13 protein-coding genes and 2 pseudogenes are annotated in these 10,933 nt (G+C 43.3%); 10 read left to right on the plus strand and 5 right to left on the minus strand.

Annotation, left to right across the window (positions count from 1 at the left end; translation table 11 throughout):
* Window positions 1–219, plus strand: a pseudogene (locus F6K52_RS24355) (IS630 family transposase); the annotation flags it as partial.
* On the opposite strand, the pseudogene tnpA reads toward F6K52_RS24355, so the two are convergent.
* Window positions 139–577 (minus strand): annotated as a pseudogene (gene tnpA / locus F6K52_RS24360) (IS200/IS605 family transposase). The pseudogenes F6K52_RS24355 and tnpA sit on opposite strands and share 81 nt — an antisense overlap.
* Window positions 578–635: 58 nt before the next feature.
* Between tnpA and F6K52_RS24365 the strand changes: the two are divergent.
* The 6 genes from F6K52_RS24365 (at window position 636) to F6K52_RS24390 (ending at window position 4,706) form a co-directional block, all read left to right on the plus strand.
* Complete coding sequence (locus F6K52_RS24365; protein ID WP_293084013.1) at window positions 636–2,045, plus strand: transposase; 1,410 nt, start codon at window positions 636–638, stop codon at window positions 2,043–2,045.
* On the plus strand, window positions 2,045–2,461 hold the full coding sequence (locus tag F6K52_RS24370; protein ID WP_293084016.1) for a type II toxin-antitoxin system VapC family toxin: 417 nt from the start codon (window positions 2,045–2,047) through the stop codon (window positions 2,459–2,461). The genes F6K52_RS24365 and F6K52_RS24370 overlap by 1 nt, the downstream gene beginning before the upstream one ends.
* A gap of 61 nt (window positions 2,462–2,522) precedes the next feature.
* Window positions 2,523–3,185 carry a Uma2 family endonuclease gene (locus F6K52_RS24375; protein WP_293084019.1) on the plus strand — a complete coding sequence of 221 codons (663 nt, stop codon included), beginning with the start codon at window positions 2,523–2,525 and terminating at the stop codon, window positions 3,183–3,185.
* 240 nt (window positions 3,186–3,425) lie between these two features.
* A complete protein-coding gene (locus F6K52_RS24380) occupies window positions 3,426–3,671 on the plus strand; it encodes a UPF0175 family protein (RefSeq protein ID WP_070396993.1) in 246 nt (81 codons plus the stop codon).
* A complete protein-coding gene (locus F6K52_RS24385; protein WP_293084022.1) occupies window positions 3,668–4,162 on the plus strand; it encodes a DUF3368 domain-containing protein in 495 nt (164 codons plus the stop codon). The genes F6K52_RS24380 and F6K52_RS24385 overlap by 4 nt, the downstream gene beginning before the upstream one ends.
* Before the next feature lie 124 nt (window positions 4,163–4,286).
* Window positions 4,287–4,706, plus strand: coding sequence for a DUF29 family protein (locus F6K52_RS24390; RefSeq protein ID WP_293084025.1), 420 nt, complete (start codon window positions 4,287–4,289; stop codon window positions 4,704–4,706).
* On the opposite strand, the gene F6K52_RS24395 is transcribed toward F6K52_RS24390, so the two are convergent.
* Both F6K52_RS24395 and F6K52_RS24400 read right to left on the minus strand, forming a co-directional pair.
* Window positions 4,675–6,330, minus strand: coding sequence for an NAD(P)H-hydrate dehydratase (locus F6K52_RS24395; RefSeq protein WP_293084028.1), 1,656 nt, complete (start codon window positions 6,328–6,330; stop codon window positions 4,675–4,677). The genes F6K52_RS24390 and F6K52_RS24395 overlap by 32 nt on opposite strands.
* Before the next feature lie 165 nt (window positions 6,331–6,495).
* Window positions 6,496–7,065 (minus strand): hypothetical protein, encoded by a 570-nt coding sequence (locus F6K52_RS24400; RefSeq protein ID WP_293084031.1) that lies wholly within the window; start codon window positions 7,063–7,065, stop codon window positions 6,496–6,498.
* Between the two features lie 25 nt (window positions 7,066–7,090).
* Here F6K52_RS24400 and F6K52_RS24405 point away from each other — a divergent pair, with 25 nt between their 5' ends.
* The 3 genes from F6K52_RS24405 (at window position 7,091) to F6K52_RS24415 (ending at window position 9,411) form a co-directional block, all read left to right on the plus strand.
* Window positions 7,091–7,450, plus strand: coding sequence for a hypothetical protein (locus F6K52_RS24405; RefSeq protein WP_293084034.1), 360 nt, complete (start codon window positions 7,091–7,093; stop codon window positions 7,448–7,450).
* A 449-nt stretch (window positions 7,451–7,899) separates the two neighbouring features.
* Window positions 7,900–9,162 (plus strand): ABC transporter substrate-binding protein, encoded by a 1,263-nt coding sequence (locus tag F6K52_RS24410; protein WP_293084037.1) that lies wholly within the window; start codon window positions 7,900–7,902, stop codon window positions 9,160–9,162.
* A 75-nt stretch (window positions 9,163–9,237) separates the two neighbouring features.
* Window positions 9,238–9,411: a hypothetical protein gene (locus F6K52_RS24415; RefSeq protein WP_293084040.1), complete on the plus strand. Its 174-nt coding sequence runs from the start codon at window positions 9,238–9,240 to the stop codon at window positions 9,409–9,411.
* Between the two features lie 14 nt (window positions 9,412–9,425).
* Here the strand turns inward: F6K52_RS24415 and psbV2 are convergent, their stop codons facing one another.
* Window positions 9,426–10,007 carry a photosystem II cytochrome PsbV2 gene (gene psbV2, locus F6K52_RS24420; RefSeq protein WP_293084044.1) on the minus strand — a complete coding sequence of 194 codons (582 nt, stop codon included), beginning with the start codon at window positions 10,005–10,007 and terminating at the stop codon, window positions 9,426–9,428.
* Window positions 10,008–10,230: 223 nt separating this feature from the next.
* Window positions 10,231–10,719 (minus strand): photosystem II cytochrome c-550, encoded by a 489-nt coding sequence (gene psbV, locus F6K52_RS24425; RefSeq protein WP_293084047.1) that lies wholly within the window; start codon window positions 10,717–10,719, stop codon window positions 10,231–10,233.
* Between the last annotated feature and the right edge of the window lie 214 nt (window positions 10,720–10,933).

Genomic DNA, 10,933 nt, shown 5'->3' on the forward strand with positions numbered 1-10,933 from the left:
GAAGACTGGCTAATAACTTGTACAAAGTTTGCTCCTAATGCTCCGGAACAAAATCCCGTAGAAGATATTTGGTTACAAGGAAAAAGTTTTCTGAGGAAATTTTATCATATTTGCAGTTCTTTTAAAAGAGTAAAATGGTTATTCAAGTTTTTTACTGATGGTCAAATATTTGATTTTCCCAAACTTTTTAAGTATGGAATTTTGCCACAACCTATTTAGGATGGCTATAGTTGAGCAAAAATAACTAGGAGACCAAAGAGTTGGGAGTTTTAGCAGTTCAGGGAACTCTCTTCTAAGATGATGGGAAGCTCGCCCTTTTACTATGCATGATTATTACTGATGGAGCGAAAGTAGGATCTACCTCCAAGAACATGTGGACGTGATCTGGCATTATCTCTAAGGCGATCAATCGCCAGTTGTTTTCTGCGCATAAATCAAAAATAATATCTTGTAATCTCATTTTTACCTTCCCGACGAGTACAGACTTCCTTCTCTTAGGGCACCAGACAAAGTGGTAATTCAGCAATGTTACCGAATGTGGATTTGTCCTGAAAATATTTTCAGTTATTGCACTCATAGATGTTGATATTGAACGTATATTCAATAAATAATATAAACAAAAAGGGAGCAACAAGATGTACGGATGTCAGCAGCACCTAATAACTACAACGCCGGAGAATCAGGCAGTCATAGAGTTTATTTGCTCGGAGGCTAATAAGCTTACCAATTGCGGTTTGTATTACTGCCGTCAAATGTTATTCAAAAATGGCAAATACCTTAATAATGCCGAGTTGGACAAAGTCATGAAGACTAACGTCCACTTTAAAGCCATGAGATCGGCATGTGCTCAGCAAACACTGCACGGAGTTGTTGAATCTTTTAAGTCTTACAAAGCCCTCAAGAAGAAGTACGACAAAGGGCAGTTGACAGACAAGCCTAGAGTTCCGAAATACCGGAAAAAGGGCGGCTTAGCTATCGTTAGTTATCCTGCTCGATGGGTGAAACGTTGTCTAGGCCAACTAAAATTTACTTTAGGAAAGCAGGTTAAAGCTTGGTTTGGAATTGACCACTTCTTGCTTCCGATGCCATCCAATATCGATTTCAAGTTGATAAAGGAATATCGATTTGTCCCTAGGAATGGCTGTTTTTATCTAGAGTTTGTGTACGAGAGAGAAAATGTTGAGCCAATCGCACCAACGAATAATGTTTTAGGTATTGATCCAGGTCTCAGTAACTGGCTAACTTGTGTCTCTAACGTAGGTAAGTCATTTATTATAGATGGCAAAAAAGTTAAATCTCAAAACCAGTGGTACAACAAACGTGTAGCTGCGATCAAGAAAGGGAAAGCCCAAGACTACTGGGATGATCAGTTAGCCTCTTTGACTGAAAAGCGCAACAGGCAGATGCGCGATAATGTGAATAAAGTAGCTAGGTTTATCGTCAACTGGTGTCAAAGGAATGAAGTTAGTACAGTCGTATTTGGATGGAACAAGCGGAACAAAGACAGTATTAACATTGGAAAAAGGAATAACCAGCAGTTCGTGCAAATTCCTACTGCTAAGTTGAAAAATAAAATTGAGCAGTTGTGCCTTGAACACGGTATCAAATTTGTTCAGACAGAGGAAAGTTATACCAGTAAAGCCAGCTTCTTAGATCGTGATTTTCTACCTGTACTTGGTGCGAAACCCGTTCGCGAAGCGTGCCCTTCGGGCTTGGGGTGGAAACCTAGCGGAAAAAGAGTAAAGCGTGGTCTTTATAAGTCAGGGAAAGGCGCATTAATTAACGCCGACTGCAATGGAGCTTGCAATATTCTTAGGAAAGTAGCGACACAGCTAGGGTTCTCCCTAGCCGAGGTCGGTAGAGCAGACTTGAACCTGCCACAACGATACAAATTGGACTCGTTATCTAGATCGTATCGTGAAGCGTCGTGCAGCGCGGTTTTAACCCGCGTAACGACACGACTCTTAGAATCCACGCGGTTTCAACCCGTGGAGAGTTCAATAACTGTGATCCGGGAAGAATCAAATTTAGTAACCGATGAGTGATGACGATTTACATTTTAGACACGGATCACCTCAGTCTTTATGGACGGAATCACCCAGTACTTATTTCACGCCTGTTAGCCTCTCAGCTGGAATTGACAACAACTGGTATCAATGTTGAAGAACAATTAAGGGGTCGTTTGGCTCAAGTTGCTGAAGCTAAAGATGGAATTATGCTCTCAAATGCTTATCAAAGGCTGGTAGAAACGGTGATGCTGCTGTCGGAATTTAATACCCTTCAGTATAATCAAAAATCCCGCGATACTTACCAAGCACTCAAATCGCAACGTATTCGCGTTGGCACTCAAGATTTACGCATTGGATCTATCGCTCTTGCTTACCAGGGTATTCTCTTGACAAGAAACAGGCGAGATTTTGATAAAATACCTGGACTCACTATACAGGATTGGTCAATTTAGGGGAGGAACAGTCTTCTCTATTTCCTACTCCCTATTCCCTATTCCCTATTCGCTTTAGCTTATGTGTAAACTGCCTATTCTCGAAAACGACGATCGCTTAACTCGGGGGGAATTTGAACGACGATACCAGGCAATGCGTGATACCAAGAAAGCGGAATTAATTGAAGGAGTAGTTTACGTGGCATCTCCCGTCAGGATCACGAAACATGCCAATCCCCATGGAAAAATGATTACCTGGCTAGGGGTCTATGAAGCGGCTACCCCCGGTGTGATGTTGGGAGACAATCCTACGGTGCGGCTGGATTTTGATAATGAGCCCCAACCGGATGCAATTCTGCGCATTGATCAACAAAAGGGTGGACAGTCCCGCATTAGTGACGATGACTATGTAGAAGGAGCACCAGAGTTGATTGTCGAGATTGCGGCCAGTAGTGCTTCCTACGACCTCCATGACAAGCTACGGGCTTACCGGCGCAATGGAGTAAAGGAGTATTTAGTTTGGCTGGTGCAAGAGCAACAGTTTCGCTGGTATGAATTGGATGTAGGGGAGTATGTCCAGCAGCAGCCAGATCAGTTGGGGGTGCTGAGCAGTAATGTGTTTCCAGGATTGCAGTTGGCAGTAGAGCCGTTACTAGCTGGAGAAATGCAACGGGTATTAGCAGTGCTCCAGGAGGGGATAGACTCAAAGGCACATCAAGACTTTGTGGGTCGATTGGCTCAGTAGCTGATACTTCAGAGATGGCTTATGCGATAGGCGTTGCCGCGCCAAAGGCGATTAGCCCGAAGGGCGTTGGCTAGCGATCGCAAAAGCCAATAAATGAAAACCGCTATAGACTAAAATCATCGGAGAAAATGCATCATAGAGTATCAATTTTTTGTTCAGAGTCAATGGTAAGTTGACGCTTCTGAATAGGGAACCATTGAGCTACAATCAAAACAATGGGTTTAGAATGCTGAGTCAGTTATGAGTGTTGTAATTTCTGATGAGTTGTTGCAAGCTGCTAAACTATCGGCAGCCGATTTAAAGCTTGAGATTGCCATTATGCTATATAAACAGAAAAGAATTAGTATTGGTAAAGCCCGTGAGCTAGCTGGGATGCACCTAATTGAATTTCAACAAGCACTCTCTAATCGGAGCATTTGTATCAATTATGACCGTGAAGATTTTCAACAAGACATTCAAACATTGAAGGAATTGGGCGATATATGATCGTGGTTAGTAACACATCACCCATTACTAATTTATCAGCGATTCAAAAAATTGATATACTGCGGCAGCTCTATGGAGTGTTGATAATTCCTCAAGCGGTTTACAATGAGATGGTAGATCTACCATACGAGGTTCCAGGGTCTAAAGAAGTGCAAACTCTATCCTGGATTCAGACTCGACAAGCTACGAATCGTAGCTTGGTTGCAGAACTTAGGCTTGAAATTGATGCAGGAGAATCTGAAGCGATCGCTTTAGCAATTGAACTCAACGCCAATCGATTACTGATTGATGATTATCAGGCAAGAGTAATTGCATCTCGGTTTGGATTAAAATTTACAGGTATTCTGGGATTGCTTTTAGCTGCCAAGAAACAGGGATTGATTACAGCAGTGAAACCGATTGTCGATGATCTAATCAATCAAGCCGGATTTAGAGTGAGCGATCGCTTGTATAGAGAGATTGTGCACATGGCTGATGAAGTGCTCGAATAATAGCTGCTTAATTAAAAAAGTCGGCTCTTCTAGAGTAGTTATGATAAATTAATAGCTATAATTTTTTCATAGTCCCGACTCCCGACTCCCGATTCCCTATTCCCTACTCCCATCAACCCAGGACATGGAAGAATTAACATTATTACGTCAACTCATTAAAGAAAGGAACTATCATAAAGCCTTAGAAATTGTTGATGAACTAGAAGAAATGTCAAGGGAGGATAAATTAAATAAAATTTATAGCTATGCAGTCATATTACTATTACATTTAATAAAACAAGACGTAGAAAAACGCACTACCCGCTCTTGGGAATTTTCGATTTATAATGCCAGCAAAAATATTAAACGAGTGAACAAACGGCGAACATCAGGGGGATATTATGCCAATCAAGAGGAATTATTAGAAATTATAACCGATGCCTTTGAGACAGCCCTAAAAAAAGCAGCATTAGAAGCCTTAGAAGGCAGATATACAGATAGTGAACTCAAAGAAAAGATTGACGAAGAGCAAATTAAAGAGAAAGCTTTAGGTTTAATTTGTTAACACTTGTCATCAAAAAATCCGCCAAGGTCCCCCCATCGACCCCCAATTCACTCCGCTCCTGAGCCGCTAAAATACCAGCTTGGGCATGCCACCAGGCTGCCGTTGCCACTATTGCCTCCAATGGATGCTCAGACAGAACTGGCTGAGCCATCAAGCCTCCCACTAGTCCCGTGAGCACATCGCCACTCCCACCTCGGGCTAGAGCTGGTGTACTTTCAGGAATCAGCCACACCGAGCCCATAGGATTTGCAATCGCACTCCTAGCTCCTTTTAACAAAACCACAGACCGACTCAGTTGAGATGCCTTCTGCACCGCCTGGACTCGATCCGGTAACAGTTCTGCGGAATCAGGAAATAAACGTCGGAACTCCCCGACATGAGGGGTTAACACTGTCTGGCCTCGACGCTTCAACAAAGTCGGAATAGTGATCAATTCCGCCAGGATATTTAAACCATCCGCATCCAAAACAATTGGGCATTGGGCAGCTAAAACCCCTTGCACCAGATCCTTAGCATCCTTTGTTAAACCAGGACCACATGCGATCGCTGAAAGCGGGGCTTTGCCGATGGGCGAAGCCCCGCTTTCAGCGATCGCATTATAAGTCTGATTTGAAGCCTGATCGCTACCAAAGGGTTGGTGTAACTTCTCTAACACTAATTCAGGCAACAATGCAATAGCACCCGCCGTCGTTTCTGGGCAACCAATTACCACAGCTTCTGGCAAGTGACTGACCACTAGCAGTTTGATAGACTCCGGCACTGCCATGGAAAGCATCCCCACCCCACTAGCCCGAGCCCCTAATCCCGCCAAAATTGCTGCCCCTGAATACTGTTTGGAACCACAAATCAGCAACAGATGTCCTTGTTGGTACTTATGAGTTACCTTAGGGCGAGGTAAAGGTAAAAACTGTTTCGCAACAGTTTTGGTAACTCTCACCAAATCTGGTGGCTCACCTAAAATTGACCAAATATCCTTGAGGGGAATACCAAAATCGATTAACTCAGCTTCACCAATATAATCCAACCCTTGGTCTTGCAGAAACCCCAACTTCCACAAGCCTAAGCACAATGTCCGGGTAGCCCGAACCGCGATGCCCAAAACTTCCCCAGTATCAGTATGTAATCCCGAAGGTAAATCAATACTCACCACCGGTTGTGACCATTGATTCAACAGCTCAACCGCCTCAGCGATACTCCCAGAAAGCGATCGCGTCAGTCCAAATCCGAACAAACCATCAATAATCAGGTCACACTCATACAGCGGTTCAATCTCTTCATAAAAAGGAATCCCCAAGCTAACCGCATACTGAGCATGGTAGTTAGTCAATTCCTTCAGTTTAGAAAAAGGAAGGTAAATGTGGATCTCATACCCCTGTAAATAAAGTTCACGAGCAACAACTAACCCATCCCCCCCATTATGACCAGGACCAACTAACACACCCACTCGCCTATTCTCAGCCCAGGGATAAAGATTTTGAATATAGCGAGTAATCAATCCTGCCACCTTTTCCATCAAAGCTGCTACAGGCATCCCCGCCTCAAAGATGCGCCCTTCAATCTGACGCATCTGCTCAGCAGTTACCACCACTTGCTCAATTACTTCTCGCCGATTCTCAGACTCCATCAATTTAGAATTTGGAATTTAGAATTCTGCCTTTTGCCTTTTGCCTTCTGCCTTTTGCCTTTTGCCTTCTGCCTTTTGCCTTTTGCCTTCTGCCTTTTGCCTTTTGCCTTCTTAATTCTTAATTCTACATTCTTAATTCTACATTCTTAATTCTTCATTCTGCCCCTACCGACTAAAATACACCCGTGCATCCCAACCAGCAGAGCGCAAACGATTACTCCAACGTTCTGCCTCCCCCCGGTTTTTAAACGGACCAACAGCAACATGTTTACCTCTTGGGGCATCTCGTTGGCTCACTAAATCCTGGGCAATCCCAATTTTAACCAATTCCGTTACCATCTCTGGTAACCTCTGAGCATTTCCAGGAATAGCCACAAAATAGCTCCTACCCCTGGATTCTCCTGAATCCCCTGGATTAGAACCAGAACTCACAGCACCACGATTCGCCAAATCTAATCCTGTTTCTGGATACACCAAACGGGAGCCATAGGTGATCGAGCCATCGGATGAAAAAGTTGGTATGTTCCTCAGATTTGTGGCACCACCATCAAAGGCTTGTGCTTCAATGGTTGTGATGCGCGCTGGAATTCCCAAAGCTTCCAAAGCCTGCAGACGGGACTGAGCATTGTAGCGATCCATAAATGTCCCCGCTTGAATCACCCCCTCTCCCTCGCGCACAAATGCTTGTGGTTCAATGTCTTGTACTTGGGATAACAACCAATAACTATCACCCACCACATCAACCCGATAGAGATTAGCGATGGGTCTTGATGGATTAGTTATTGATGGATTAGTTATTGATGGATTAGTTATTGATGGATTAGTGTCGTTAACGTTTAACTCAGGTGGATTAAGTGTATTCCTTGAGCGATTAGGTGAGGCAGTCGGCAAAATTAAAGGGGGAGTGTTAACCGATGGTAGAGAAGATGGCGTCATAGTTGGTAGAGGCTCCCCAAAAAATCTCGGTTCTGGTGAAGTTTGGGCAGTAGCTGGCCTCAGACCCGCCATAACTGTTTGGCCAGTCAGTAGCAACAGTAGCCAACCAGTTACCTTAATCAGTGTTTTAGGATTTCTCAATTGGTCAGACACTCTGATCATAATCGGTCTTGCTCTCTATTGACACTCCCCGTCCTATAAGAACGGGGATTCTTTAATCAACGACTCAACTTGCGTATAGCAGGTCGGGACCAGATTGAGTAGAGGCCGAATCTCCGCGCATCGTTTAGATAATGGATCTAGGTTTCGGTGTGCCCCACCGTACCTTTCTTTTTTATAAATAGATAGATACTTTTTTAACCTAACTTTTTTCATAGACGTTTAAGTCGTTAGACCAAATTACGCAATATGTATCTCGTACATATTTTTTACGTTGCCTACTTATTGATTAGATAGTATTTATCTAGCTTTTTACTTTATTGTTTATATTAATAAACTAACACGTTTTGTGAAAACTGTCAAGTTTTAGCTTAAAAAGAAAGCCGTCCTATAAGGACGGGGCGCGATTACCCAATTTTTTCGGTAAGATAAATAGGCTATATCAATTTCAATGTACCCGTCAACCCTCAACAAATGAAGAAAATCCTGTCAACATGGGTAATCTTACCGCTGATAATTCTCTGCATTATAGCCTGTCAAAGCAGTAACCTAGATGGAGTAACCACCGTCACTCTCGGTGGTTGGCAAAGCAGCCCTACTGAAAAACAATTACTAGAGCAAGTACTAAAAGAATTTGAAGCTAAACATCCCAAGATAAAGGTTAAGCTTGAAGTCATCACTGGTCAATACATGGATGTGATCAAAACCCGATTAATTGGTGATGCTGCTCCAGATGTCTTTTATTTAGATGCCTATGAAGCCCCATTACTAATGAGTCATGATGTATTGGAGCCTTTGGATGACTACATTAAGCGCACTGATAATTTTGATGTAGGTGACTTTGAACCCTCTCTGTTTAAAGCATTCCAATATAATGGCATAATCTACGGATTGCCTAAAGATTTTTCCACCCTTGCCCTTTTTTATAATAAACAATTATTCAAACAAGCTAATTTAACTCAACCACCCCAAACTTGGCAAGAATTACGGGATTATTCCCAAAAACTAACCGTTGATAAGAATCGCGATGGTAGGAATGAACGCTATGGTTTAGGAATTAATCAGGAGCTGGCTCGTCTCTATTTTTTAATTAAAGCCTTTGGCGGTAAATTATTTGACAATAATGGCTACGCTTCCTTTGCTACTTCTGAAACTTTTAAAAGTCTTAAAACTGTCATTGACCTATACCGAAACTACCAGTCTGCTGCCTTACCCTCAGACGTTGGCGCTAGTTCTGGTAGCGAAATGTTTGGTCAAGGTAAAACCGCAATGGTAATGGAAGGTAGCTGGGCTATTCCTTATCTCAAAGATACATTTCCTAACATTAAATTTGCCACCGCTGAAGTTCCCTCCTTAGGTAGTAAAAAAGGAACAATGGCTTATACCGTTGCTTATGTGATGAATAAACAAGCTCAACATAAAGAAGCAGCTTGGCAACTCATTTCCTATCTAACCGGCAAAGAAGGAATGAAAGCTTGGGGAAAAGCCGGACTAGTACTACCTTCTCGGGTCTCTGTGTTATCGGAATTAGGCTATAAAAACAATCCCCTCTATGCTCCTTTTATTAAAGGAGCCGCCTATGCAACCATTTGGCAAGCTGGGGAAACCTTGCCAACCATTCAAACCCATTTCGATAATCAATTTCTGAGTACCTTACTGGGTGAGCAATCCTTAGAAAATGCTATGAAAAAAGCCCAAGAAGCAGCTAATGAAGAGATTCGAGCCGGTGATTACTAACTTGGTTTGAGGGAGTCGGGAATCGGGCATCAGGAGGGTGGGGCGGGGGCGCGGGAGGTGTGGGGAGATGGGGAGATGGGGAGATGGGGAGATGGGGAGATGGGGAGTTATATCAGCAACTGGTGTAGTAATCTTTCCTTATCTCTGCTTCTTCCTATTTACCATTCCCTGTTCCCGATTCCCGATTCCCGATTCCCGATTCCCGATTCCCGATTCCCGATTCCCTGTTCCCGATTCCCTGTTCCCTAACTTAATGACCAGGATTAGAATAAATCCTCAGTGCCCCATGCTGGTCCTTTCTGTGCTGCTCTGATCACAAATGCCGCTAATTTCTCGATTTCTTCCTGTGGCATCCAACTCTCTGCCACTTCACGGCACCAGAAGCTTTCCTCGGTACCATCATAGGTCATCGGTTGCCTCATAAAAGCAACTATACCATTGAGATTATCCCGAGGTGGTGTTGCGTTAGCTAGCTTCTCCAGAGATAGAGACACAGTGGGATCAATGATATTAGCTCCTCCCACATGACACCTCTGGCAATTTTTGGAAAATAAGTTTTGACCAACGGACAAGTCTTCGCCGTCAAACTGCTTAGTCTCTCCTTTGCCATCTACAGCGATCGCTACAGGTTCTGCCACATCTAGGTAGCGCCTGACATATTGGTTAACCGCAGCGTGGGCTGGTGAACTAACCGTCCATGTCCCTAAGCAGAACACCAGAACCACTAGCAAATAACGGATTGATAGGAATAGACCTCTTGCCAAACTAGTTTTTTGATACTGTTGCCGTGAATTGTTGTCCACTGTTCCCGACTTCTCAAAGAAGTCTAATAATCTACGGAGCATTGAGTATTTAAAGTGATATGTACTGATTGAGCAACAGGGCAGCGGCTTCTTCTATTAGCGAATCAGGTCTAGTTAAAGAAGCGAGGGTTATTGATTTTGGTTAACCCCTAAGCTCTAACCCCTAAGCCCTAACTGCCAAAAGAAGAAGCCTCTGCCCTTGCTGCTTAAATAAGCATAAAGCCTTTCGCTTGCTGCTTCCTAACTTCTGTACAAACAAACGTAATTAGTTACAGACCTTACCACAACCCCATGTATCAGGTCTCTGGTTGATCTCATAGAGAATATAACCAGCCATATTACGGAGGTCATCTTGGGAGACGTTCCTCATATAGACAAAAACATCAGCACTCTTAGTGCTTGGATGAAATTCAGGAATCTCTATTTCCCCGTCGTAGGTGGTAGGATTATTCATGTAGTCTATGATACCCTCCAGGTTATCACGGGGTGGTGTTGCCAATTCTAAGTCTTCAGCACCAAGAGTAACGTTAGGGTCAGTTTTAGTGTAACCACCCTTGTGACATTGAGAACATACAGCGTTAAACAGGCGTAAGCCTTTAACAATCTCTTTGTTACTCATCACCACCATGTCACCTGCTTCATTGGAAGGTACGGTGCGCAGGTCTTCAGACAGGTCAAGGGCTGCTGAACTGCCCACTGCAATTTGAAAGGCAAAGAATAGGGTTGCCGTGATCAGCAATATAAATCGCTTCATTGTTGATTCTCCTCTAATAAAAATGTGGCTCATATGGAATTTTTTCATGCACAGCATTAACTGATTCCCTGCACATTCTCTCGCTGAGGGGGATCTGAGTCAACCAATCACGGCTATCGAACTCAGGTATTATGGATTACCCATTAGCCATTACCCTTTGTTTGAGACAAAATCTTTAATATAACAGCCTTCGCATCTTCTAGAGGCAGATGGG

Origin of the sequence: Moorena sp. SIO3H5 (assembly GCF_010692395.1) — a bacterium.
Classification (GTDB): Bacteria; Cyanobacteriota; Cyanobacteriia; order Cyanobacteriales; family Coleofasciculaceae; genus Moorena.